At 71.4% G+C, this 25,775-nt stretch carries 20 protein-coding genes; 18 read left to right on the top strand and 2 right to left on the bottom strand.

The genetic code is table 11. The features are described from left to right. Positions 1-11: 11 nt before the first annotated feature. Positions 12-1,610, bottom strand: coding sequence for an amidase family protein (locus ACZ6MA_RS21735; protein ID WP_469435554.1), 1,599 nt, complete (start codon positions 1,608-1,610; stop codon positions 12-14). A gap of 343 nt (positions 1,611-1,953) precedes the next feature. On the opposite strand from ACZ6MA_RS21735, the gene ACZ6MA_RS21730 reads away from it, so the two are divergent. The 3 genes from ACZ6MA_RS21730 (at position 1,954) to ACZ6MA_RS21720 (ending at position 7,372) form a co-directional block, all read left to right on the top strand. Continuing rightward, complete coding sequence (locus ACZ6MA_RS21730; RefSeq protein ID WP_469435553.1) at positions 1,954-2,895, top strand: GDSL-type esterase/lipase family protein; 942 nt, start codon at positions 1,954-1,956, stop codon at positions 2,893-2,895. A 222-nt stretch (positions 2,896-3,117) separates the two neighbouring features. Then, entirely contained in the window at positions 3,118-4,395 is a 1,278-nt protein-coding gene (locus tag ACZ6MA_RS21725; protein WP_469435552.1) for a phosphatase PAP2 family protein, read from the top strand. A 223-nt stretch (positions 4,396-4,618) separates the two neighbouring features. Further along, entirely contained in the window at positions 4,619-7,372 is a 2,754-nt protein-coding gene (locus ACZ6MA_RS21720) for a discoidin domain-containing protein (protein WP_469435551.1), read from the top strand. Between the two features lie 95 nt (positions 7,373-7,467). Here the strand turns inward: ACZ6MA_RS21720 and ACZ6MA_RS21715 are convergent, their stop codons facing one another. Then, a complete protein-coding gene (locus tag ACZ6MA_RS21715) occupies positions 7,468-9,900 on the bottom strand; it encodes a helix-turn-helix domain-containing protein (RefSeq protein WP_469435550.1) in 2,433 nt (810 codons plus the stop codon). A 162-nt stretch (positions 9,901-10,062) separates the two neighbouring features. On the opposite strand from ACZ6MA_RS21715, the gene ACZ6MA_RS21710 reads away from it, so the two are divergent. The 15 genes from ACZ6MA_RS21710 (at position 10,063) to argC (ending at position 25,771) form a co-directional block, all read left to right on the top strand. Continuing rightward, positions 10,063-11,136 carry an AfsR/SARP family transcriptional regulator gene (locus ACZ6MA_RS21710; protein ID WP_469435549.1) on the top strand — a complete coding sequence of 358 codons (1,074 nt, stop codon included), beginning with the start codon at positions 10,063-10,065 and terminating at the stop codon, positions 11,134-11,136. Beyond that, the gene (locus ACZ6MA_RS21705) at positions 11,133-11,864 is read left to right on the top strand and encodes a DUF6585 family protein (protein ID WP_469435548.1); all 732 of its coding nucleotides are present in this window, start codon (positions 11,133-11,135) and stop codon (positions 11,862-11,864) included. Before ACZ6MA_RS21710 ends, ACZ6MA_RS21705 begins: the two co-directional genes overlap by 4 nt. Before the next feature lie 154 nt (positions 11,865-12,018). Next, positions 12,019-12,156: a hypothetical protein gene (locus tag ACZ6MA_RS21700; protein ID WP_469435547.1), complete on the top strand. Its 138-nt coding sequence runs from the start codon at positions 12,019-12,021 to the stop codon at positions 12,154-12,156. Positions 12,157-12,176: 20 nt separating this feature from the next. After that, on the top strand, positions 12,177-12,761 hold the full coding sequence (locus ACZ6MA_RS21695) for a ribonuclease FAU-1 family protein (RefSeq protein WP_469435546.1): 585 nt from the start codon (positions 12,177-12,179) through the stop codon (positions 12,759-12,761). 101 nt (positions 12,762-12,862) lie between these two features. Then, the gene (locus ACZ6MA_RS21690) at positions 12,863-13,105 is read left to right on the top strand and encodes a phosphopantetheine-binding protein (protein WP_469435545.1); all 243 of its coding nucleotides are present in this window, start codon (positions 12,863-12,865) and stop codon (positions 13,103-13,105) included. 157 nt (positions 13,106-13,262) lie between these two features. Further along, positions 13,263-14,552 (top strand): MFS transporter, encoded by a 1,290-nt coding sequence (locus tag ACZ6MA_RS21685; RefSeq protein WP_469435544.1) that lies wholly within the window; start codon positions 13,263-13,265, stop codon positions 14,550-14,552. Between the two features lie 4 nt (positions 14,553-14,556). Beyond that, the gene (locus ACZ6MA_RS21680) at positions 14,557-15,417 is read left to right on the top strand and encodes an isocitrate lyase/phosphoenolpyruvate mutase family protein (protein WP_469435543.1); all 861 of its coding nucleotides are present in this window, start codon (positions 14,557-14,559) and stop codon (positions 15,415-15,417) included. A gap of 60 nt (positions 15,418-15,477) precedes the next feature. After that, on the top strand, positions 15,478-16,299 hold the full coding sequence (locus ACZ6MA_RS21675) for a transketolase (RefSeq protein WP_469435542.1): 822 nt from the start codon (positions 15,478-15,480) through the stop codon (positions 16,297-16,299). Beyond that, entirely contained in the window at positions 16,292-17,215 is a 924-nt protein-coding gene (locus ACZ6MA_RS21670) for a transketolase family protein (protein WP_469435541.1), read from the top strand. Before ACZ6MA_RS21675 ends, ACZ6MA_RS21670 begins: the two co-directional genes overlap by 8 nt. Further along, on the top strand, positions 17,212-18,954 hold the full coding sequence (locus ACZ6MA_RS21665) for a thiamine pyrophosphate-binding protein (RefSeq protein ID WP_469435540.1): 1,743 nt from the start codon (positions 17,212-17,214) through the stop codon (positions 18,952-18,954). The genes ACZ6MA_RS21670 and ACZ6MA_RS21665 overlap by 4 nt, the downstream gene beginning before the upstream one ends. Continuing rightward, positions 18,947-20,251 (top strand): condensation domain-containing protein, encoded by a 1,305-nt coding sequence (locus ACZ6MA_RS21660; protein ID WP_469435539.1) that lies wholly within the window; start codon positions 18,947-18,949, stop codon positions 20,249-20,251. The genes ACZ6MA_RS21665 and ACZ6MA_RS21660 overlap by 8 nt, the downstream gene beginning before the upstream one ends. Before the next feature lie 61 nt (positions 20,252-20,312). After that, complete coding sequence (locus tag ACZ6MA_RS21655) at positions 20,313-21,221, top strand: phytanoyl-CoA dioxygenase family protein (protein ID WP_469435538.1); 909 nt, start codon at positions 20,313-20,315, stop codon at positions 21,219-21,221. Continuing rightward, on the top strand, positions 21,208-23,703 hold the full coding sequence (locus ACZ6MA_RS21650; RefSeq protein WP_469435537.1) for an amino acid adenylation domain-containing protein: 2,496 nt from the start codon (positions 21,208-21,210) through the stop codon (positions 23,701-23,703). Before ACZ6MA_RS21655 ends, ACZ6MA_RS21650 begins: the two co-directional genes overlap by 14 nt. Further along, on the top strand, positions 23,694-24,695 hold the full coding sequence (locus tag ACZ6MA_RS21645) for a zinc-dependent alcohol dehydrogenase (protein ID WP_469435536.1): 1,002 nt from the start codon (positions 23,694-23,696) through the stop codon (positions 24,693-24,695). Before ACZ6MA_RS21650 ends, ACZ6MA_RS21645 begins: the two co-directional genes overlap by 10 nt. After that, positions 24,692-25,771 carry an N-acetyl-gamma-glutamyl-phosphate reductase gene (gene argC / locus ACZ6MA_RS21640; protein ID WP_469435535.1) on the top strand — a complete coding sequence of 360 codons (1,080 nt, stop codon included), beginning with the start codon at positions 24,692-24,694 and terminating at the stop codon, positions 25,769-25,771. The genes ACZ6MA_RS21645 and argC overlap by 4 nt, the downstream gene beginning before the upstream one ends. Positions 25,772-25,775 lie beyond the last annotated feature (4 nt).

Raw genomic sequence — 25,775 nt, 5'->3', positions numbered from 1 at the left:
CCCGCGTGCCCTCACCGGCCGGGCCGGGCCACCGTCGGCAGGTAGCGCGGTGCCCGCCAGGCGTCCAGCCGGTGTTCCACCGCGGCTCCCAGCGACAGCAGCCGGGCGTCCTGGTGGTCACCGGCCATGAGCAGCAGACCGACCGGCAGCCGGTCCACGAATCCGGCCGGGACGGACAGCGACGGATAGCCGGCCACGGCCGCCGGGGTGGAGGAGGGGATCACGTCGTTGTCGCCCCGCGCGCAGTCGGTCGTCCACGCCGGCGGGTTCGCCGGCGAGGCGATGGCGTCCAGACGGTGCGCGGCCATGGTCGCGTCGATCGAACGCCGGGCCAGTCCCGTCAGTTCGGCACGCTTCGCCCGGTACTCCGGGCTGGTGGTGGGCGGCGCGACGAGGGCCTGCTCGAACAGCTCCTGGCCGGCGAAGCAGGTCCGCTCGGCCGGGTGCGCGCGGTTGAACTCGATCAACGCGGCGAGGTCCCGGGGCCCGCCATGTGCGGCGAGATAGCGGTCGATGTCACGGTGGAACTCGCTCAGCAACGCCGGGAACTCGAGTTCGGCGAGTCGCTCCTGATGCGGGAGCGTGACCTCCACGACCTCGGCGCCCGCACCGCGCAGCCGCTCCGCCGTGCGGGTCATCAAGGCATCCACCCCCGGCCCGAGCGAGGGCAGCCGCCACAGGCCGATCCGCCGCCCGCGCAGATCACCGGCGGTTGCGGGCCGGTCCGCGACGCCGGGGGACCCGGCGTACGGGACCTCGCCCCCGCTGAGCACCGACAGCGTGAGCGCGGCATCGGTCACGTTGCGGGCCATGGGCCCCGCGGTGTCCTGCTCGGCGGAGATCGGCACCACACCCGCCCGGCTGACCAGTCCGAGGCTGGGCTTGTGCCCGACCACCCCGTTCATCCCGGCCGGGCACACGATGGAGCCGTCCGTCTCGGTGCCGATCGCCACCTGCGACAACGAAGCGGCGAGCGCGGCGGCCGAACCGGCGGACGACCCGCACGGATTCCGGTCCAGGACGTACGGATTGTGGGTCTGGCCGCCCACCGCCGACCAGCCCGAGGTGGGCTTCGAGGCCCGGAAGTTCGCCCACTCGGACAGATTGGTCTTGCCCAGGATCACCGCTCCCGCGTCCCGCAGCCGCGTCACCAGGGCGGCGTCGGCGCCCGGCGGGCGCCCGGCCAGCGCCAGCGACCCGGCCGTGGCCGGCATGTCACGGGTGTCGACGTTGTCCTTCAGCAGAACGGGGATGCCGTCGAGCGGGCCGCGGGTCTCACCGTGGCGGTGTCTGACGTCGCTGGCGGCCGCCTGACGCGGGGCCGACGGGTCGGTGCGCAGTACCGCGTGGATCCGCGGATCGACGGTCTCGATCCGCCGCAGATAGGCGGCGGTGAGCGCCGACGAGGTCAACGAACCGTCCGCCATGCGGCGCTGTAACTCCGGGATCGTCGCCGTATCGAGATCGATCCCCGGCGTCCGGGCTGAACCGATGGGCGGCGCACCGCCGGTACCGGGTTCGCCGGCCTGGGCGCGTGGACCCGGCGCGCCCGTCAGGACGGCGCCTGCCGTGAGAGTGACGATCAGCGCGGCGGTACTCCTCTTTCCCATGGGAAGCCATGGCACTACACGCTCGTGGTCGGCGCAAGAGCCTTTCGCCTGGCCGGCGGTTGCTCGGCTACCGCCCGGTGGTGCCGCCTGCGGCGGCGAGCGCCCTGCGGGCGCGTCCTCAAGCGCCGGACGGGCTGGTTGTGGCTGGGCCCAGCGGTCAGTCCGTCTGGACGGGCTGGTTTTGGCTGGGTCCAGCCGCCGGTCTGTCCGGACGGGCTGGTTTTAGCTGAGCCCAGCCGCCGGTCTGTCCCGGACCGCCAAGGGATCGGTGGCCGCTCACATGATCCGCCGGACACGGCCTAGGGTGTCCTGATCAGTCCTTGAAGAAAGATCCACACAGCTCATGGTCACCGAGTCACGCCCCCACGCACTGTTTTCCTTCGGCACGCTGAGGGACGAGCGGGTTCAGACCGCTCTTTTCGGCCGGGCCGTTCCCAGCTCGCCGGCATCGCTCGTCGGCTACGCCACGAGGCCCTTGCCCATCACCGACGAGTCCGTCATCGCGGCCAGCGGCCTCGACGTGCACCTGACCCTGGAGCGCCGGTACGGCGGCGTGATCGAGGGCGCGGTCCTGCACCTCACCGACGGGGAACTCGCCGCGGCCGACGCGTACGAAGTCGACGACTACGCCCGCCGCCGCGTGGTCCTCTCCTCCGGGGAGCACGCCTGGGCCTACCTGGACGCGCGACCGCTGCGCGCGGCGGCGCGCATCGTGATCGTGGGCGACAGCATCGCCTACGGGCGCTGTGACCCGCACGGGGGATGGGCGGCCCAGCTGGCCGCCGCGCACATCGCCGCGAACGAGGCCGACCACCGGGTCTTCAACCTGGCCATCCCCGGCAGCACCCTGACCGATGTCAGCGAGCAGACACCCGCGCTGCTGGCTCCCCGCCTCCCCGACACCATCCTCCTGGCCGCCGGTATCAACGACTCCACCCTGTCGCTCGACGCCTCACCGGCCCGGGGCGACGGACTGGCGAAGATCGGGGAGCGCCTCGGCGCACTGGCCGCCACCGCCCTCGACCACCAGGCGCGACTCGTCGTCGCGGGGCCGATATGGCTGGACGAGACACGCACCGGCGACTACGCGGGCCTGACCTTCACACGGGAACGGGCGCTGGCCCTGCGCGAGGCCCTCCAGGCCTGGTGCGACACGCACCACGTCGACTACCTCGACATGTGGGAGCCGCTGCGGGAGCGCGCCGAGCTGTTCGTCGACGGTCTGCACCCCACCACCGAAGGGCACCGGGTGCTCTACCGGCACCTCGACTCTCTCAGTCGCTGACGCCCCCCGGGACGCCGGGCGCCGCTCCGATAGCATGTGCGATCGTGCGGCGATCGTCCCTCATCGCCCTACTTCGCCGGAAAACGCGCCATCCGGCCTGAAGAGTGACTTATTTAGCCAACATCTAACAAATCGGCCAAACAATTGATACCTATAGCATCGCGAGTGTTTTCGCGAATAAAGAGCAGAACGGCGTTCGTCGCATTGCGCCAACCACGGACGATGCTGTGGGCCGCGGTGGGCGTGGTGGGCCTTGGGTTCCTCATCGCGCTGGAGATCGCCGCACGTCACTACGGCCTGCCCGGGCCGATGACCAACCAGGCGAAAGAGGTGGTACTCGCCCCCAAGTCGGGACCGCTGTTGTACGCCAGCATGGCGTTGACGATGGTGGTGCTCACCTGGCGGCAGCGGCTCATCGCGGCCGGTGCCGCGATCGGCATCGACGTCGTCTTCTTTCTGGTGCGGTGGGCCGTCGACGCCAAGATGATGTTCGGCAACGGCGCGTTGTGGGTGATTCTGGGCTGCGCGGTCATCGCCGTCACGCGCCGCACCGGCCGGGAACGTGCCCTGCTGCTGAAGGGCGTCGGGCTGGGTCTGCTGTTGGTGGCCGGCCGGAAGACCGGTGACACCTGGCTGCTCATCACCTCGAAGACGCGCCCGACGGTGCTCGACCAGTACGTGGCGACCGCCGATCACGCGCTGGGCAGCCCGTCGTGGCTGGTGGGCCGGATCGTCGAGGCCAGCGGCCCGGTCGGCAACCATCTGCTCGACTGGGTCTACATCCAGCTCGCGGTGGCCGCGGTCGCCGTCGCGCTGTACCAGTTGCGTCATGTGGCGGTCGAGCGCCGCTTCCCGAGCCACCATCTGGTGCGCACCTTCCTGGTGATCGGCCTCCTCGGGCCGGGCATTTACATGATCTTCCCGGTGGTCGGGCCGATCTTCGCCTACGGCGCCGACGGCGGGCACTGGGCGGTGGCCGACCTGTGGCCGGACACCACGCCGTCGATCACCGCCCCGCTCCAGATGCCCTTCAACGGGACCACCCCGCGCAACTGCATGCCCAGCCTGCACACGGCCTGGGCGACCGCGATCTTCATACACTCCCGCAGGGGCCCGCGCGCCCTGCGGTTCGCGGGCGCGTTCTGGCTGATCGCCACGCTCGGCGCGACGCTGGGGTTCGGCTACCACTACGGCGCGGACATCATCGCCGGTGTGGTGTTCACGTTCACGATCGAGGCGGCGCTGCGCTCCCTCGACCGTGGCTGGGACCGGTCGGGAGCCTGGCTGGTCGCCTACGGCGCGACGGTCTTCACCGCCCTCCTGCTGTCGTACCGCTACCTTTCGATGCAGATGGCCGCCTACCCCTGGGTGTTCGGGCCCCTGCTCGTCCTGGCGATGGTCTCGGTGGTCTACGGCTACCTGCGGACCACCGACCGCTGGGAACGGAAGGCCGTCCCCGTGCCGCAGCCGCAACCCCAACCGCAAGCCGAACTGGTATGAGGCGGCTGGGAAAACCGCGCGGCTGAGGCATCACCGCTCACTCCTGCCCCGGCGAACCGTACGCGTTCGCCGGGGCAGGAGTGTGTCGGCGGGTCATCGGGCGGGTCGTCGGGTGCCCTCATCGTCTTTGTGAACCTTACGCAAAGCCAAGGCTATTGACGTTTATCGTTCATGAAATTTATGGTCTCGGGACTCTCGCCGGAGATCAAGACGACGGAGACCCATGACGCCCTCTCCCGACGCGCGGTCGCGTCCCGCCCGCCTGTCCGCACTGCTGCTGGCAGGGGTGCTGGTCGCCTCGGCACCGCCCGCGGCCGCCGTGCAGTCGCCACAACCCCCCACCGCCGACCGCTTCGGGGGCTCCCCCTCCCCGGGCGGCAGTTGCCGGACCGGGGACGGCTGGACGCTCGAGACCACCCGCATCAACAGCGACGACACCCACCACGCCTATGTGGGCAACGGCTACCTGGGCCAGCGCGTACCGTCCAACGGTGCCGGCTACACCGAGAGCGACGCCAAGACCGGCTGGCCGCTCTTCACCCCGAGCTACGACGGTTCGTTCGTCTCCGGGCTCTATGCGCACAACCAGCGGACCGCCGCGGACCGACAGGCCATAGCGGCCGTGCCGAACTGGTCCACGCTCACCGTCGGCACCGGAGGCAAACAAGCCGATACGTTCAACTCTTTGACACAAGAGGGCCGAATATCCGGGTATCACCAGACCCTCTTCCTCCACTGCGGGATCGTCCGGACCTCCCTGACCTGGACCGCCGCCGACGGCCGGAAGACCGACCTGGTCTACGAGGTGCTGGCCGACCGCGACGATCCGCACGTGGGCGCGGTACGGCTGAGCATGACACCGCGCTGGAGCGGTGAGGCCGTCGTCACCGACCGGATCGACGGACGCGGCGCCCGGCGCGTGCGGCAGACCGGCGGCGGCGACCGCAGCCGGGGCGGCCGGACCATGGATGTGGCCTTCCGCACCGACGGAACGGACACTGACGGCGCTGTCGCCTCCACCCTGCGGGCCGGACCCGGCGTCGACACGGCCCGCACCCGGCGTGCGGCCGACGCCGAGGACTTGAGTGCCTGGCAATCCCTCACCTTCCCCGTCCGCAAGGGGCACGTGTACGACGTCACCAAGTACGTGGGCGTCGACACCGCGCTGACCTCACGGACGCCCCGTCAACAGGCCGCCACCGCCGCCGCACAGCGCGCCGCCCGGCGCGGATGGGAGGGGTTGCTGCGCGCCCACACGGCCGCCTGGGCCCGGCTGTGGCGCGCAGACATCGAGGTGCCGGGGCGGCCCGAGCTGCAGGCATGGGTGCGCTCCGCACGGTACGGACTGCTGTCCAGCACCCGGAAGGGCGCCGCCAACAGCATCGGCCCGTCCGGACTGACCAGCGACAACTACGCGGGCCTCGTCTTCTGGGACGCCGAGACCTGGATGTACCCGGCCCTGCTGGCCGGGAGCCCCGAACTCGCCAGGACCGTCGTCGACTACCGGTACCGCACCCTCGGCGGAGCCCGGGCGAACGCCCGCAAACTCGGCTACCCGGGACTGTTCTACCCCTGGAACAGCGGCAGCAAGGGCGACCTGGCCACGGAATGCCACAGTGTGGACCCGCCCCACTGCCGCACCCAGATCCACCTCCAGTCGGACATATCCCTGGCCACCTGGCAGTACTACCTCGCCACCGGTGACAGAGACTGGCTACGCGAGCGCGGCTGGCCGGTGCTGAAGGGCATAGCCGAGTTCTGGGCCGGGAGGGTCGAACGCAACGCGGACGGCAGCTACTCCATCAAGGACACCGCCGGCCCCGACGAGTACAGCAACGGCGTCGACGACGCGGTCTTCACCAACGCCGGCGCCGCCACCGCCCTGCGCAACGCCACCCGTGCCGCGCGACTGCTCGGCGAGCGCGTTCCCGGCCGGTGGTCGTCGATCGCCGACCGGATCAGGATCCCGTACGACGCCCGAAGCAAGGTCTACCAGCAGTACGACGGCTACCGGGGCGGCAGGATAAAGCAGGCCGACACGGTGCTGCTGATGTACCCCCTCCAGTGGCCGATGCCGGAGGGCGCCGCCGGCCGCACCCTCGACTACTACGCCCAGCGGACCGACCCCGACGGCCCCGCCATGACGGACTCGGTGCACGCCATCGCCGCCGCCGGGACGGGCGAACCGGGCTGCTCGACGTACACCTATCTGCAACGCTCCATCAAGCCGTTCGTACGGGGCCCCTTCGCCCAGTTCTCCGAGGCCCGTGGCACCAAGGCGGGGGCCGACGACCCGCTGGCCGGGTCGCCCGCGCACGACTTCCTCACCGGCAAGGGCGGATTCCTGCAGATCTTCACCAACGGCCTGACGGGCATGCGGATGCACGAGGACCGGCTCCACCTCGACCCGATGCTGCCCCCGCAGCTCGGCGACCACGGCGTCAACCTGCGCGGTCTGCGCTGGCAGGGCCGCACCTACGACGTCGAGCTGCGCTCCCACCACACCACCGTGCGGCTCACCGACGGCCCGGCCATGCCCCTTGACACCCCCCAGGGGGCGAGGACCCTCACCAAGGCCGCACCGGTCGTCCTCACGACCCGGCGCCCCGACCTCGTTCCCACCGACAACGCGGCCCGCTGCACCCCCGTCACCGCCTCCACCGAGGAACCCGGCATGTACGCGGACGCCGCCGTCGACGGCAACCCGGCCACGGCCTGGGTACCGGACGGCCCGCACGGCACCCTCACCGACGATCTCGGCAAGCCCGTGCGCGTCACCAAGGTCAGCCCGGCCTGGAGCGGTCCGGCCCCCGCTTCGTACGACGTACAACTGTCCCTCGACGGGCGGCACTGGCGCGAAGCCCCGTCCGGCCAAGGCGGCGGCGAGCCGGTTCGCGCCCGCTACGTACGGGTGGTGGTGCGCGGCGACGCCGCCGCCACGTCCCGCACGGGCATCGCCGAACTCACCATCTCGTAGGTACCGCCGGTGCTCCGACACCGGTCGGAGCACCGGCGGGTCCGGCGTCCGGAACTCGGCGGTGGTGTTCGGGGCCGCGTGAGCGTACCGAGTGGTCAGCACCGGGGCGCGCCGCCGCCTCGCCTGCCCGGCCGGCGGGGGAACGCCCGGTAGGTGCGGGCGAGGTGGTCCCGCAGACGGGCGTGGCGGAACTGGTAGACCGCGCCCGACTGGCGGAGAACGCCCCGCCGGTAGGCGTCCTCGAGGAAGGCCACGACGTTCCAGGGCAGCCGACCGGTCAGCGGCAGCCAGATCCGGGCGAAGACCACCCACTGGCCCCAGGCCGTCAGACCGAGCGCGTAACCGAGGGCGCCCCCGATCCCGCTGATGGCACCGAGCTTGAGCGAGGCGGTGAGGTTCCAGACGAGCGGGCCGAGGACCGCCGACATGGGGCCGATCACGGCCCCGGACCCGAAGCCGATCAGGAGCCCGAACGCGGGCACCCACACGACGAACTGGGCGGCGACGGTGCGGAAGTTGGTGTGCAGCAGGCTGACCGGATTGACGGCGGAGCGGATGTCGAGGGGGGTCTCCAGAAGGGCCAGCAGCCCGAGGGCGGGACCGGCGCCCAGTGCGAACACGAGCCCGAAGAACACGCCGTCGTCGAGACCGATGCACAAGGTGCCCGGGAGGCCGGCCCGGCGGAGGACACCGATGTGCACTCCGTGCAGGAAGCCGTAGCCGAAGCCGAAGACAAGCCCGCACAGCGATCCGATCAGGAATCGGGCGGCGGTCTTCCGCCCGGCCCTCCGCATCCTGCCGCCCACCTTCACGCCCATGGTGGACGGCGGCACCGCCGTGTCCTTGGCCCCGACCATGAACCAGTACGCGACCCCGAACATGACGCCGGAGAAGAGCCCCACCGCCAGCCCGTCGGCGAGCTGGAAGCCGAGGGGGTCGAAGAGGGTGCCGGCGGCACAGTCGACGAGCCCGATGGTCAGAGAGATCACCAGGGCCGTCACCAGGGTGCGGGTGGAGCGGCGCAGCCCCGAACCGAGCCGCCACCACTCCAGGTTGGGGGTGTCGAGCCGGGCCAGGTGGTGGGCGAGGTAGCCGAGCCAGTACTCGGCGCGTTCCGGGTCGATGTCATGCCGGGGGCCGCCGGCCGGGCGGTTGTCCGGTCCGGGACGGTAGGCGGCGGCGGTGAAGTTGTCGAGGAGGTGTGCCTCCAGCTCGGCTTGGCCGCCGTACTGTCGCGCTTCCAGCAGTGCGGCCGGGTCGCGGCCGGGGGTGTCGCTGTAGACGGTGCGGGCGAGCGTGACCATCAGGGGCGTGGTGAGCACCGCGGCGAGACGGGCGCTTTCCCGGTTGTGGGGCCGCTCGCGCAGTTCGTCCAGTACGGGGTCCCACGCGGTGGTCGCGGGGCCGCCGCGGGCCTTGCGCGTGGTGCGCGGCAGATAGTCGGCCAGATCGCTCAGGGTGAGATCGGCCAGCTCCACCGCCGCGGCGGACGTGAGCACATCGGTCTCGGCCACCGCGGCGGCGTACTCGCCGGGGCGGCTCGTCAGCAGCAGGGGCAGGGTGGTGGCGTTGAGGGCCTCCAGCGCCGGGCGGTTCAGCCCGTCGGCGATCTCGTCGAAGCCGTCCAGCACGGGGAGCACCCGGCCGGACTCGACCAGCGCGGCGGCCAGGGTCGTCCCGCCGGGCGCCGGGGCGGCGAGCCCCGGGTGATCGCGCGTCAGCTGCGCGGCCAGCCAGTCCCGGAAGGTGATGGTGGTGGGGTCCCAGGCACCGATGCTGAAGATCACCGGTACGGCCTCGGTCCTGCTCCTGGACTTCAGGTAGTCGAGGACGAACCGCATGGTGAGTATCGTCTTCCCGGACCCGGGCCGGCCCAGCACCACCAGCCGCCCGGAGGGTATGCGCCGGTACGTGCCCACGATCTCGTCCAGGCGACCGCTGAGGTCCAGCGGACCGTGGCTGCCTCCGGCGGGCAGCCGGCGGATGTTGGCCCAGTGGTCGGTCAGCTCCTCGGGGACCGGACGCCAGCGCACCGGCAGCGGGTACGGGTCGTGCACCTGCCGCTGTTCCTCCTCGCGCTGCCAGCGGGCGGCCACCGCGTGGGCGAGTTGCCCGGCGACGTCGGCCAGGGTTTCGTGCAACGCCGACAGCGGTACGGACGGGGGCTTCGGCACGGGCCCCGGCCCCGGCACGAAGGAAACCGCCGGCACCGATGCGGCCGGCGGCACCGGCGGCCTGGTGACCGGCCCGGTGACCGGCTCGGTGCAGCCGGCCGGCCCGCCGTCGGGCGGGGCGCCGGGCCCGGTCCGGCGGACGGCCGCCGCCAGCAGTTCCTCGCGTTCCGCCGGGGCGAGGGCGAGTGCGTCGGCCAGCAGCCGCACCGTGGTCACCCTCGGGTCGGCGCGCTCGCCTGTCTCCAGTCCGCGGATGGTGCGCACGCCCACTCCGGCACGCTCCGCCAGAGTCTCCTGAGTCATTCCCGCGTCGTGCCGCAGCCGCCGTAACAGCGCGCTGAACTCACTGGCCACAGGTCAGTGCCTTCCCTCGGCTATGTCGTTTCCCCAGGTGGGGGACTTTAGCGCGGCCACCGGCCGGATACGGCCGGTCGGCTGGCCTGTCCGTCGTCCGGCACCGGGGCCAGTGTCGACGCGCCCACCGCCGACAGCGGACCCCCAGTCTGGAGACCCACGATGCCGATCACCACGACCGCCGGCCGGCCGGCCGTCACCACGCTCGAGCAGCGGGAGCGCGAGGTGCTCTACGCGGTCGGCTGCGGCCTGCGGGACGACGAGATCGCCGCGGCCCTCGCCATCCCCGAGGACGCCGTGGCCGGACACCTCACCCGCATCCTCGGCCGGCTCCGGCTGCGTGACCGGGCCGCCGCCATCGTCCACGCCTTCGACTGCGGTCTGGTCGCCCCCGGCCGCGGCCCCCGCAGACCGACGGCGAGCGCGCCGCGACCGGCTGCCGTCCGCCGGATACCCGAACCCCGCATACGGATCTCACTGCTCGGGCCCCTGCGGGCCTGGCACGACGGACAGCCCGTGGACCTGGGGCACCTACGCCAGCAAGCCGTCCTGACAGCGCTGGCCCTGTGCCCGGGCCGGACCGTCAGCCGACAGGAACTGCTCGACGGGGTATGGGGGGAGGAGCCACCGAGCACGAACGTGGTGCCGGTGTACATCTACCGGCTGCGCAAGGCCCTGCGGGGGGAAGACGACGGCCCGGGATCGGCGATCGAGCGCGACCAGTGCGGCTACCGGCTGCTCCCCGGCGAGGTCACCCTGGACGTGACGCGCCTGGAGGAACTGGTCACCGCCGCCGGCACGGCCGAGCGGGCGGGCGACCTGACCGAGGCGGTCCGCCTCTGCTCCCGGGCCCTGGGCCTCTTCCGCGGCGAACCCCTGGCCGGCCAGCCCGGACCCTTCGCCGAGCTGGAGCGGCTACGGCTCACCGAGCGGAGGAACGTCCTCGTGCAGCGGAAGCTCGACTGGCAGCTCCGGCTCGGCCGGCACCGCGAAGCGATCGCCGAGCTGTCGGCCCTGACCGTGACGCAGCCACTGAACGAACCGGCCGCCGTCATGCTGATGCGCGCCCTGTACCTCAGCGGCCGGCAGGCCGACGCCCTGACCGTCTTCGACCGCACCCGCCGCCGTCTGGCCGACGACCTGGGGGTCTCCCCGGGCCGGATGCTGCGGCGGACGCACCACATGATCCTGCGCGGGGACGACGCCCGCCCCGGCCTCACCGGAACCACACGGTGACCGGACCGGCACGGCGTACCCGCGGCGAGGAACTGCTGCTGGCGAGGATCTCGGCGGCGGCCGGCCGCGAGCACCTCGGCAAACGGCACGCGACCTACGCGGCGGCCGCGCACACGGCACGCGCGAAGGCCCGGCGGACCGCAGTATTCCGCGGTCTGCCGGCCTTCGCCCGGCGCGGCGTACCGGCCACGCCGACGCCGCGCGACGCCGCGCGACTGGACCTGTACGAGCACGGCATGACGGTGGCCGGCGGCAAAGGACAAATCCACGTCATCCGCTACGACACCACCTCCGTCTTCCGGACGAGTGCGCCGGCCCCGCACGCACCGGCCCGCGCCGGCACCGTCTGGACACTCACCGGCACCGAGGGGGAGCGCATCCTGCTGCGCGGCGGACCGGAGAGCGATGACGCGGCGCGCTGGCGGTCCGAGATCCGGCGGCGCGTCACCCGTGCCCAACTGCCCGCCGCTCTGACGGCACTTGCCGGGGGAGAGCGCCTGGCCTTCGGCGAGCTGTGGCTCACCCGGGACGAGGTCGGGTACGGAGCCGGACACGGCGTGCTGCGCGCGCGATGGCCGCAGGTCCGGCATATCCGGCTCCACGGGGAAGCCGTCACGTTCGACATCGACGGGACGTGCCAGGGGCCGGGCCCCCGGGTGTCCGGCATCCCGAACCTCTTCGTCCTCCAGGCGCTCGTCGAGCACCTCCGGCCGGGTATCGCGCCCTGACCACGGATACACGCGGGGTGATTAGCAGGACGACAGCGCCAAGACAGCCAAACGTTAGTGGCCGGGCCCAAGCTGATGAATGCCTGCAGGTCAGGCGCGGCTTGCCGAAGAGAACCAGGCGGTCGCCGCACGATCACCCCCCAAGGGAATTCCCATGCCTACGTTCCACACCCGCACCACCGGCCTCGCCGCTGTCACCACAGCCGTGGTCGCCCTCATCACCGTCGACCCGGCGACGCGGGCCACCGGCTTCCGGACGCAACTGCCGTGCGTCAGCGCGGCCGAGTTCTGAGCCACCGACGCCCTTCCGCCGTGAAGCACGACACCTTCCCTGTCGGCGAGACGATCGTCCGCCGCGAGATCCTCGACGGCCAGGAGTGGATCAGCTACCCGGTGCGCGTGGCCGCCGACGACGGTCGCACCCTGGCCGTCTACCTGGCCAAGAACACCCCGCTCACCTTCGGCACCGGTGACTTCCGCTGGGGCATGCACCCCTGGAGCGCCTTCGAGCACGTCTGGCAGTCGGACGGAGTGCTGCAACTGCAGCGCCCCGGTGACGGCTACGCGGTGTGGGCGCGCTGGGACGGACCCCGGTTCGACGGCTGGTACGTCAACTTCCAGGAGCCGATGCGCCGGACCCCGAACGGGTTCGACACCTTGGACCAGGAACTGGACATGTGGATCCCGGCCGACGGCTCACCGTACCGGTGGAAGGACGTCGACGACTTCGAGGAGCGGGTGCGCTCCGGCGGGTTCACCGCGGAAGAGACGGCGTCTGTGCGGGCCGCGGCCGCCGAGGTCGCCGACCTCGTGGAGCGAGGGGCCGGTTGGTGGGAGAAGTGGCGCCAGTGGCGGCCGCCGGAGTCCTGGAAGGTTTCGGCGCGCGTCGGCGCATGATGCCCGCCCGCTCGGATCCCACCGGCGGCCGAGCCGGACCCGCGTCACCCGGCCACCTGCCCATGCCCGTGCCACAGCACGGGGTTCGACGAAGGAATGCCATGCTGAACCAGGACATTGTCGCGACACTTTCCCGTCTCTGGGAAGAGGCCCTCGGTGAGCCCGTCACCGATATCGACGCCGACTTCTTCGACCTCGGTGGCGATTCACTGCTGGCCCTGACGATCGCCACCCGTGCGATCGACGCGGGCATCCCCATGCCGCGTTCCGGGGTCCTCCGCCGGAGCACCCTCAGAGAACTCGCCGAAGCGGTGGAGAACCCGGCGCTCTTCGACCACATCTGACCGCCGCCCGACGCCGACGACCGCGCGCGGCCGGATCACTCCCGGACCGCACCCCCGGCGCCGCCCTTCCCGAAGACCGGACGGTCCCGGTCTTCCCGTCGCGGACTCCTCGACCTGCCGGCCCCCGCCTGTGAACCGCCCGTGAACGGGGACCCCCATGTCCGCAAACCCCCTGTCCAAAAGATCCGCCACCCCCCTCGGCATCGTGCGAGACCTGGTGCCCGCACCGGGTGCGGCCCGCCGGATGGCCGCCCTGATGTTCGCGCAGTCCCTCGGAACCGGTCTCTTCCTCACCTCCGGCGCGGTCTTCCTCACCCGGACCGAGGGCTTCTCCACCGGCCAGCTGGCCTTCGCCATGTCGGCGGCGGGACTCTGCGGCTTCCTCTGCTCGATCCCGGCCGGCCGGCTCGCCGACCGCTGGGGCCCCCGCGTGCCGCTGGCTCTCAGCTACGCGCTGCTCGGACCGCTCTTCCTCCTCTACCCCTTCGTCGACAGCGTGGCCGCCTTCGTCATGGTCGCGGCGCTCATCGGGATCTGTGAAACCGGTGCCGGCCCGTTGCGCGGTGCCCTGATCCATGCCCTGTTCGGCGGTGACGCGTCGAGGGTGCGCGCCCAGATGCGCAGCGTGTTCAACCTCGGATTCACCGCCGGGGCGTCCATGGCGGGCCTGGCGCTGGCCTCCGGCAGCAGATCGGCCTTCATCGCGGTCAGCGCGGCGAACGCGGTCGCCCAACTGGGCTGTGCCGTCCTCGCCGTCCGGCTGCGCCCGCCGTCCCGGGCGGAGCCGGCCCCCGCGGCGTCCGCCACGCGCTCATGGGCCGCGGTCAAGGACCGGCGTTTTCTGCTCGCGACCGGGCTCAGCGGCGTGCTGGAGTTCTACCTGCCGGTCCTCACCGTCGGCATGCCGCTGTGGATCGTCCACCGGACCGACGCCCCCGAAGCCCTGACCGCCGCTCTGATGGCGCTGAACACCGTCCTGGTGGTCCTCTTCCAGGTCGCCGGGAGCAAGGGCGCGGAGACGGTGCGCGGTTCCGGGCGGTTGCTGGTACGGGCCGGCGTGCTGCTGTCGGTCGCCTGCGTCCTGTTCGCCCTGTCCGCCGGCCACGACGCGCTCTGGTCCGTCCTCTTCCTGGTGCCCGCCCTCGTCGTCCTCACCGCGGGCGAACTGGCCCAGGCGGCCGGCAGCTGGGGCCTGGCCTTCGCGCTGCCGCCACCGGATCGCATGGGCGAGTACCAGGGCGTATTCGCCTTGGCCCGGGGCTTCCAGCAGTTCCTGGGCCCGGCGCTGGTGACGGTGCTCACCATGCGCTGCGGAGCCACCGGCTGGCTGGCCCTGGCCGCGCTGTTCCTCGCCGCGGGCCTGGTCGCCGGCCGGGCCTTCACCCGGCACACCCCCACCCCACCGGCCCCGGCGGCAGCCGCTGATGCCGCCCTACCCAAGGAGTAACCCCGTGATCCGCAACACCTACCCGTCGTTCCGGCAGGTACTGGCCGACAACCCCCTCACCAAGGTCGCCGGCGCCCACTCCTCCCTGGGCGGTCTCATCGCCCAGCAGAGCGGATTCCAGGCGGTATGGGCGTCGAGCTTCGAAATCTCCGCGGCACGCTGCCTCCCCGACGCCAGCCTGCTGAGCATGACCGACTATCTGGAGGCCGCGGCCAACATCCAGAAGGCGCTGTCCGTGCCGGTCGTCGCCGACTGCGACACCGGGTTCGGCAACAGCATGAACGTCGCCTACATGGTGGGCGAGTACGAGAGCGCCGGCATCACCGCCGTGAGCATCGAAGACAAGATCTTCCCGAAGATGAACAGCTTCGCCGCCGCCGACCACACCCTGCTGGACGTGCGCGCCTTCGCCCACAAGATCGCGACGGCGAAGAAGGCACAGCGCACCGACGACTTCTTCGTCATCGCCCGTACGGAGGCGATGATCAGCGGTCTCGGTGTCGACGAGGCGCTCAAGCGGTGTGCCGCCTACGCCGACGCGGGCGCGGACGCGGTGCTCGTGCACTCGAAGCAGAAGACCAAGGACCAGGTCCTGGAGTTCCTCGGCCGCTGGGACGACCGACTGCCCGTCGTCGTGGTGCCCACCACCTACCCCGAGTGGCACGCCGACGACGCCCACAAGGCCGGCGTCTCCGCCGTCATCTACGCGAACCAGGGGCTGCGCGCCACCATCACGTCGCTGCGCTCCACCTTCACCTCGATCTACGAAACCGGTCACACGGCCCACCTCGAGGACGGTATCTCCGGCGTCAAGGACGTCTTCGAGCTCCAGCGTCTCGAGGAGTGGCAGCAGCTGGGCGTCTGACGGCCGCACCGCACCCCCGGCACATGACGTGCCATCAGACGTGAACCAGAAAGGGACATCGTGTTGTTGCAAGACGCGGCCACGGTACGCCGCCAGGCGGCGCGCGCCAGGGCGCTCGCGCTGACCACGGTCAGCACCGCCAGGACCGGCCACATCGGTGCGGACCTCTCCGCCATGGACATCCTGTGCAGCCTCTACTTCGGAGTGCTGCGCGGCGGCCCCGAGGACGCCGACCGGGACCGGTTCGTCCTCAGCAAGGCCCACGCCTCCGCTGCCATGTACAGCGTGCTGGCGCTCAAGGGGCTCATACCGGAAGAGGAACTGGCGACCTTCGGCGCCGCCGGCTCCCGGCTGAGCACCGTGGTCTCCACGCGGGTGCCGGGCGTCGAGTTCAACACCGGCTCGCTCGGCCACGGTCTCTCGCTCGGTGTCGGCTCGGCGCTCGGCGCCCGGGTGCGGGGATCCGCGCGACGGACCTTCGTCCTGACCGGCGACGGCGAACTCCAGGAGGGCAGCAACTGGGAGGCCGCGATGCTGGCCGCCTCCCGGAACCTGGACAGTCTCGTCGTGATCGTCGACCGGAACCTCGCCCAGAAGGGCGCGAGCACCGAGGACATCAACGCCCTGGAGCCACTGGACGAGAAGTGGCGCTCCTTCGGCTGGGAGGTGCGCACCGTCGACGGGCACGACGTCGACACGCTCCTCGACGTGCTCCGCGCGGCGCCCCTCACCCCCGGCAAGCCGACCTGCCTGATCGCGTCGACGGTCAAGGGCAAGGGCGTCTCCTTCATGGAACGCAACCTCGAATGGCACAGCCGCCAGATCACGCCGGAACTCCTGCAGCAGGCGCTTCAGGAGCTTGAGGAGGTTCCCCATGACTGACTGCGCCACCGCTTTCTCCGCCGAGCTGCTGGAGCTGGCGCGCCGGGACGAGCGGATCTGCATCGTCAACAACGACTCCGCCGAGACCCACTCCGCGCTCGGCTTCCAGGCCGAGTTCCCCGAGCGGTTCGTCGACGTGGGCATCGCCGAGCAGAACCTCGTCGGCGTCTCGATCGGACTGGCCAACAGCGGACTGCGCCCATTCGTCTACTCCGCGTCCTGCTTCCTGGCTTCCCGGGCCCTGGAGCAGGTCAAGAACGCCGCGTACACCGACGCCGACGTGATCTTCTGCGGTTTCGTCAGCGGCCTCGCCTACGGCGCACTCGGCGGAACCCACCACGCGGTCGAGGACCTGGCGTGGATGCGCGCCATCCCGCGCATGAAGGTGCTCTCCCCGGCCACGCCCCGGGACACGGTGGCCGCCCTCCACGAGGCGCTGGCCCACGACGGCCCGGTCTACATCAGAATCGTCAGCAAGCTCGACACCCCCGAGCTGTTCCCGGCCGGACACACCTTCTCCTACGGCGGCTCGGCACAGCTTCGCGACGGCCGTGATGTCACCCTGATCGGCAGCGGCCTGCTCACCACCCGGCTCGTGGAGGCGGCCCGGATCCTCGCCGAGGAGGGGGTGGACGCCCGCGTCCTGCACCTGGGATCCATCGAGCCGATCGACGCCGAGGCCATCGCCACAGCGGCCCGCGAGACCGGCCGCCTGGTGGTCGCCGAGGACCACGTCGTCAACGGCGGCCTGGGCGGCGCGGTCGCGGAGGTCGTGGTGCGCACCACTCCCGTGCCCGTCCTGCAGATCGGTATTCCGCAGGTGTTCGCCCCCATCGGCCCCGCCGATCACCTCTACGACCACTTCGGGCTGACCGCACCGAAGCTGGCGCGACGTGTGGGGGAGTGGCTGCGATGACCGTTCGCGTGGCCGACTACGTCGCGTCCTATCTGTACGACCTCGGCGTCCGTACCTGCTACGGCCTCTCCGGCACCGGTTCGATCCATCTCGACCAGGCCTTCGCCGCGCACGCCGACCTGGTGAACGTCTGTGCCCGGCACGAGACGGCCGCCACGCTCATGGCCACCGGCGCCGCCAAGCTCGACGGCAACCTGGGGGTGGCGCTGGTCACCAGCGGCCCCGGTGCGGTCAACGCGCTCGCGGGGCTCGTCGACGCCTACGCCGACGGGGTGCCGGTGCTCGTGATCTCCGGACAGGTCGAGACCCGGCACATCGACGCGCACGCCCGCTCCTTCGGTGTGCAGGGCTTCGGCGTGGTGGGCAGCGCCCGGACCCTGACCAAGTACGCGGCGCTGGTGGAACACCCCGCCGACATCAAGGCACATCTCGACCAGGCGGTCCGGGAGGCCCTCTCGGGCCGGCCGGGGCCGGTGTGGCTGGACATCCCGCTCGATGTGCAGGCGGCCGAAATCGACCCGGCCACCCTGCGCGGCGCACCCCCGTCCGCCACCACGGAAGCCCAGGGCGCGGGCTCCCGGCAGGCGGCCCGGCAGATCATGGCCATGCTGCGTGCCGCCGACCGGCCGTTGGTCATCGCGGGCCAGGGAATCCGGCAGGGCGCGGCCGAGGAGCAGTTCCGGACGCTCATCGAGCGGCTGCGGCTCCCGGTCGTCGCCTCCCGGCTGGGCAATGACCTCCTGCCGTACGACTCGCCCCTCTGGTTCGGCCAGGGCGGCATCCGCGGCCGGCTGTACCCGGGCCTGATCATGGCTCAGGCGGATCTGGTCATCACGCTGGGATCGAGCCTGTCGACCGGCTTCGTCGGCGAGGACGCCGACAGCTTCGACCCGGAGGCGACCGTCGTCGTCGTGGACATCGACCCCTCCCAGCTGAAGAAGAAGGGAGTGCGCATCGACTTCCCCGTCCGCATGGACGTCCGGGACCTGCTCGTCGCGCTGCTCCTGGAGTCGGCGGAGACGGCCGAGCCGGTCACGAGCGAGAGCTGGCTGGCCACCTGCACCGCCCTGAAGGTGGCGCACCCCACGATCACCGGCGGCGAGCCGCAAGAGCCCCTGAACTCGTACCGCTTCGTCGAGCGGCTGGACGCCCACACCGGCCCCGGCCATGTGTTCGTGGTCGACACCGGGAGTGCCTACTACGTGTCCGGCCAGACACTGGAGTTCTCCGCCTCCCAGCGGGAAATCACCTCGGCCGCGTTCCTCAACATGGGGGCCGCACTGCCCATGGCCGTCGGCGCGGCTTTCACCAGGCCCGACGGCCAGGTGCTGGTCCTGGTGGGGGACGGGGCCATCGAACTCAACATCCAGGAACTGGCGACCATCAGCCAGTACGACCTGGACATCAAGGTGTTCGTGCTGAACAACGGCGGATACGCGTCGATCCGCGAGTCCCAGGAAGCCCTCTGTCCGGGACCCGCCATCGAGGAGCCGGAACCGCTGAACTTCACCGACGTGGCGAAGGCGTTCGGCCTGCCCTACCGCAAGCTGGAGCGGGCCGCCACCCTCGACGGCGACCTCGCCGGCCTGCTCGCGCACCGAGGCCCCGAACTCGTCGAGGTGATGTGCGACCCGCGGCAGCGACTCCTGCGCCCGCTGCGGGCGGACGGCGGATCCCGTGCCCACGACGGCGCCTCGATCGCACGGTCCGTGCCGGTGCGGGAGCTGAACCATGCGTGAGTCGATGCCGGTCTCCTGGAACCAGCGGCACCGGCTGGGCCAGACCCTGGAGGACGCCCGGGCGGGGGTCTTCAACCCCCACCACAGCACGCTCCCCCTGGAACTCGCCGGGCCCGTGGACCTGGACGCCATGAACCGCGCCTGGCACGCCCTCCAGCGGCGCCACCCCGTCCTGCTGAGCGGCTTCGACCTCGATGCCATGATGTGGCACATCGGACTGGCCGAACCGTCGGACATCTCGCGGATGCCCACCACGGGCAGCGAGGACGCCGATCTCGCGGCCCTGCGAACGGCTTGCGCGGCCCCCTTCGACCTGGAACGGGGCCCGGTGGCCCGGTTGCTGGTGACCGAGCGGGCGGACGATCTCACCCACCTTGCCCTGGTCACCGAGCACCTGGTCAGCGACGGCTGGTCGCTCAATGTGCTGATGCGCGACCTGTCGGCGCTGTACGCCGCCGAGCGGGAGGGGACCGGGCACGAACTGCCCCCGGTCGGCACTTCCTTCCCCGACTTCGTCCGGCAGCAGAACCGGACGGTGGCCTCCCCGGAAGGGCAGCGGGCCCTGGACCGGCTGGCGGGCGCCCTGGCCGGGGTCGGGGCGATCCCCGCGATGCCGATCTCCGGTTTCACCGGGCGTCCGTCCGTCCGTTACGAGAAGCGGGACGGCTTCAGCCGTCGGCTGCCGCTCGAACTGTGCCGGGCCCTGGGCACGACGGCCAGACCGCTGAGAATGACCGCACTGAACCTCATGCACGCCGCGCTGCACCGCTCGCTGTGCGCCCTGTCCGACAGCGGCACGGTGGCCACCACCCTCTCGACCGCCAACCGGGAACTGCCCGCACTGCACCAGACCGTCGGCTGGCTGGCGAGCAAGGCCGTTCTAACCAGTGAGCCCGCGGGGCTGCCCGGCACGGCGGACTACCTGCGCCATTTCCGCCGCCGGTTGCTGGTCACCCTGGACGACGGAGACATGCCCTGGCCGGTGCTCATCGACCGGATGGACCCGGCAGCCGTGGGACGCCAGTCCCGCATCCCCTACGTCACTTTCAACGCCCGCCCCCTCGGCATGCGCACAACGGTGGGCACCGTCGGTATGCCGGGTGTAGAGAGCCGGCTGCTGCCGATTGCCGTCGGATGGCACGACGCCTCCATCGCGACCTTCTGGGACGAGGACGAGGACGGGGTGACGGCAACGATCAACTTCAAGACCGACTGGTACGCGCGAGCGGACGTCGAGGCGCTGTGGGACGGCATCGAGACGTCATTGCGCGCCTGGGCCGCACCGGCGGGCCACTGACCGCGGCGTCCCCATCCTCATAGACCCGTAGACCCCACAGACCCCGTAGAGAGGACTCATCATGCAGATTTCGACGATGCGCGACTCCACGCTGCTGACGGAGCGCGAGCGCGACTGGGCACCGCTGACGGAGGACCAGCTCGCGAGCTACGAGCAGAACGGCTACATCCACCTCAAGGGCGTCTTCGACCAGGACGAGGTGGCCCGGGGTCTCGCGGTCATCGACGAGGTGGTCGCCAAGGGCGCCCCGACCATCGAGAACCACGCGAGCTTCACCGACCGCAGCCACACCGTCCGCGTCCGCGACGCGGTCAGCCGTACCGACGGCATGGACTACTTCCTCGACCACCCCAAGATGGTCGGTCCACTGATGTCCCTGCTGAACGGAAGCGTCCAGATCCTGGGCACCGAGATCTTCGTCCGCTCCCTCCAGAAGGAGGCGCTGGAGTACTGGCACACCGACGGCGGCGAGTACCTGCAGCGGGTGCAACTGGCCCCGGGCAGCCCCGGTCTCCAGGTCAAGGCCCAGGTGTTCTTCACCGATGTCACCGAGCCCGACTGCGGCAACTTCCTGCTGATCCCCGGCAGTCATCGCAGGCTCCCCACCAGCAACAACGCCCTGTGCTACATGGAGGAGCTGGACGAGCCGCTGCGCCGCGGGGTCCTGCCCGACGACGCCATCGAGGTCAAGGCCGCACCCGGTGACGTGCTCCTCTTCCCCTACTCGCTCTGGCATGCCGTGGCGCCCAACACCAAGCGCGAGCGGAAGACATTCATCCTCCGCTACGGCCAGCTGTGGCACCGGCCGCACGACTACCACACCCAGCCCCGCGAGATCCTGGACCGGATGTCTCCCCGGCTGCGGCGCATGTTCGGCGACTTCGGCGGCGACGCGCACCCCACCGACTACTACAAGCCGGTCGACCAGGGCGACGTCATGGCCACCGGGGGCACCTATGCACAGCGCTGAGCCACTGGCCGGCGCCCGCGGCCTGACCGACCTGTTCGCCGGGTCGGTCAGGCTGCGGCCCGGGGCCCCGGCCCTCACCGAGAACGGCCGCGCCATCACCTACGCGGAACTCGACCGGACCTCCGACGACGTCGCCGCACTGCTTGCCGCCGCCGGGGTGGGCCGCGGTGACCTGGTGGGGGTACTCCTGGAGCGCTCCCACCGGATGCCCGGCTGGATCATCGGCATCCTCAAGTCCGGCGCGGCCTATGTGCCGCTCGACCCGACGTACCCCCACGAGCGACTGCACTACATGGTCGCCGACGCGCAGGTGACGACCCTGGTCGGCGACCCCGGCCAGGCCGCGGCCTGCGGCCTGGACGGCCTCCGGGTCATCGACCCCGCCACCCCGGCCCCGGCGGCACCGCCCGCCGTCACCCCGGACCCGCGGGACCCGGCATACGTGATCTACACCTCGGGGTCGACGGGTCGGCCCAAGGGCTGTGTGGTCACCCACGCCAATGTGCTGGCGCTGCTCGCCGCGACGCTGCCGCTCTTCGACGTCGGACCACGGGACCGCTGGTCGCTCTTCCACTCCTTCAGCTTCGACTTCTCGGTCTGGGAGCTGTGGGGGCCGCTGGCCACCGGTGGTACCGCCGTGGTGGTCCCCGCCGGCGAGGCCCGCGCGACCGAGGACTTCCTGCGCCTGCTCGCCGCCGAGCGGGTCACGGTCCTCAACCAGGTGCCCTCCGTGTTCCGGTTCCTGGCCCGGGAGTACACCGACTCCGGCGCACCCGACCTGGACCTGCGCTATGTCGTCTTCGGGGGCGAGAACGTCGACCTGGACATCGTCAGGGCGTTCACGGAAGCCGCCGGGGACAGGGCGCCGACGTTCGTGAACATGTACGGCGTCACCGAGACGACCGTGTTCACCACGGGCAGGGTCCTCACGCCCGAGGACCTCACCGGCTCGGTGCGTTCGCCCATCGGCGTGCCGTTGCCCCACCTGTCGGTCGAACTCCGTGACGAAGCGCTGCGCTTGGTGCCCGAAGGCGAGACCGGCGAGATGTGGGTGGCCGGCACGGGTGTGACGGAGGGCTATCTGCACCGGCCCGAACTCACCGCCGAACGCTTCCCGACGGCCCACGGCCGACGCTGGTACCGCACCGGCGACCTCGCCCGCCGACTGCCGGACGGCACCCTGGAGTACCTGGGCCGAAACGACCAGCAAGTCAAGATCCGAGGCCACCGGGTCGAGCCGGCCGAGGTCGAGGAGGCACTCCGGGCCGATGCCGCCGTCCACGACGCGGCCGCGGCGGTGACCCGCGACCCCGACGGAACCGCCATGCTCGTGGCCCTGGTGGTCACCACGGCCGATGATGCCTTCCACGTCCCCTCGCTGCGCCGCCACGCCCGTGCCACCGTGCCCGCCCAGTTGGTGCCCAACCGCTTCCTGCGCGTGGACTCCCTGCCGCTGACCCCCTCGGGCAAGCTGGACCGGCGCGCGGTCCAGGTGCTCGCCGACGCCACGAGCGTCCCGCCGCCACCGGCCGCCGCCCCGCGCACCCGGGTCCTGGTCGTGGACCCCCTGCACGAAACCGCCCTGGCACAGCTGCGTCACACCTACGACGTCCACGTCGAACTGCGCCCCTCGGCCGACCGGCTGCGACGGCTGGTGGAGAACACCGAGGTCGTCGTGGTGCGCAGTGGGGTACGCATCGACGCGGACATCATCCGGGCGGCACCCCGGCTGAAGGTCGTGGCCCGGGCCGGCTCCGGCACCGACAACATCGACCTGGACGCCGCCGCGGCCGCCGGGGTGACGGTGTTCAACATTCCCGGTGTCTCCGCGCCCGCCGTCGCCGAACTGGCGCTGGGCCTCATGCTCGTGGCCGCCCGGCACATCGCCCTGGCCGACCGCCAGGTGCGGTCGGGAGTCTGGAACAAGGCCGCGCTCTCGGGTGCCGAACTCGGGGGGAAGACCCTGGGCCTGGTGGGCATGGGCCGGATCGGTACCCGCCTCGCCCGGCTGGTCCGGGGGCTGGACATGCGGGTCGTCGCGACCGTCGACCGGGACACCCCGGAGCGCCGCGCGGAACTGGGCGGCCAGGGCATCGAACTGCTGTCCCGGGAACAGCTGCTGGCCACCGCCGACGTGGTGTGCCTGGCCGTTCCGCTCACCGACCGCACGCACCACCTCATCGACGACGAGGCGCTGCGGGCCATGAAGAGTTCGGCGTTGCTGGTCAACATCTCCCGGGGACCCGTGGTCGACGAGGAGGCCCTCTACCGGGCGCTCACCACCGGCGACATCGCGGGCGCCGCACTCGACGTGGTGACCGAGGAAGGCAACCCGGGCCGCCTCGCCGAGCTGGACAACGTCGTGATCACCCCGCACATCGGGGCGATGTCGGCGGACTCCCAGGAGCGGATCGGCCGGATCCTCCTCGACTCGCTGCGCGAGGCGCTCGCCGGACGGAAGGTCGCCACCGCATGCCGATGAACAGCGCCGTGCTCACGGAGTACGGGCGGATCGCCTACCGTCGTGGCCCGCTGCCCGTCCCCCAGGGGGAGGAGCTGCTGGTCCGTGTGCTCGCCACCGGTGTGTGCGGGTCGGACCTCGCCACCTACCGAGGTGCCCACCCCTACAAGACCGCACCGGTGGTCCTCGGCCACGAGCTGTGCGGTGTCGTGGAGCGGGCGGCGGGCCGTTTCGCCGTCGGCGACCTGGTCTGCGCGGCCGCCTACGCGCACTGCGAGAGCTGCGACCGGTGCGCCCAGGGCCTGACCAACCTCTGCCGAAACAAGCGGAACCTGTGTCACCTGGGGTGGGAGGGCTCCTTCGCCGAGTACGTGACGCTCCGGCCGAACATGACCTTCACCCTGCCCGCCGGGCTCGACCCCGAGCTGGGCGCCCTCGTCGAACCGCTCTCCATCGGCCTGCACGCCGTCCGGCTCGCCGGCCCGGCGGCCGGGCGCTCGCTGCGGATCATCGGTTCCGGCAACATCGGACTGGCCTGTCTGATCGCGGCCCGCCGGCTCGGCTTCGGCCGGATCACCTGCACCGACATCGGCCCGGAGAAGGGCACCCGGGCCCTGGCGCTCGGTGCGGACGCCTACCTCGGCACACCCGGAGCCGAAGCCGCGGAGACCGACGTCGTCGTCGTGGCCTCCAGCCACCCGGGTGCGCTCGACGAGGCGGTCGGCGCCGTACGCGCGGGCGGAACCGTGATCGTGGTCAGTTTCTTCGACGGCTCCGTCCCCCTGGCGGCCAATGCCGTCGTCGGCAGGGAAGTGACCGTCATCGGTTCCTCGCTGTCGACCGCGGAGGACTTCCGCACGGTGATCTCCTGGCTCGCCGCCGACGAGATCGACCCCCGGCCCATGATCACTCACCGGTTCGCGCTGGCCGACACCGGCGCCGCCCTGGCCCTGATGGCCGAGGGCAGAACCGGCACCGGCAAAATCATCCTGCTTCCCCGAGGTGACGCATGACGCTCCGTACCGGCATCGTAGGCGGCACCGGCTACGCCGGCGGCGAACTCGCCCGGCTGCTGCTCAACCACCCGGGGGTCGCCTCCATCACCCCCACGGCCCGGGGCGGTGAGGAGTTCGACCGTGTCCACCCCAACCTGCTCGGCTGCGGGCTGAAGTTCGTGGAGGTGGACGAACTCCGGCGCCGCGCCGACGACCTCGACGTGGTCTTCTTCTGCACCCCGTCCGGCGAGGCGATGCGTTCGGCGCCGTTCTTCCTGGACCGCGGCGTGAAGGTCGTCGACGTCAGCGCCGACTTCCGGTTCCGCGACCCCCAGCGGTACGCCGCGGTCTACGGCACGCCGCACGCCGCCCCGGGACTGCTGGAGGAGGCCGTCTACGGGGTGACCGAACTCCACCGCGAGCAGATCGCCGGAGCCCGCCTGGTGGCCAACCCCGGTTGCTACGCCATCACCACCGTTCTCGGGCTGGCCCCGCTGCTCGGCAGCGGCCTCGTCGACCTCGACCAGCCCGTCCACCTCGCCGCCGTCAACGGCACCACGGGTGCCGGGAACAAACCCGTCACCGAGGTCATGCACGCCGAGGCGTTCGCCTCGATGCTGCCCTACAGCCTGGAGGGGCACCGCCACGCCCCGGAGCTGGAGACCCATCTCGCGCCGCTGGCCGGCCGGGACCTGTGCGTCGACATGAGCACGGCGCACGGCAACTTCGCCCGGGGCATCTACATCCAGGCGAGCCTGTCCGTCCACCCCGGCACACGCGCGGACACCGACCGGGCGGCACTGCTGGACCTCTACCGGGACCACTACGCCGACGAGTTCTTCGTCCGCGTCAACACCGCGCCGAAGACGTCGGGCCTCAACGCCAAGGAGTACGGCGTCTATCCGAGCCTGACCGCCGTCACCGGTTCCAACTTCTGCCACATCGGCGTGGACTACGACGCGGCCCGCGGCTTCATCAAGGTCATCGCCGTGACGGACAACCTCGTCAAGGGCGCGGCCGGATCGGCGATCCAGAACATGAACGTGATGTCCGGGCTGGACGAGCGGACCGGCCTGCACCACTACGGACTGTGACACA

The organism is Streptomyces sp. NPDC042259 (assembly GCF_055582085.1).
This window is presented reverse-complemented; position numbering and strand designations above follow the sequence as displayed.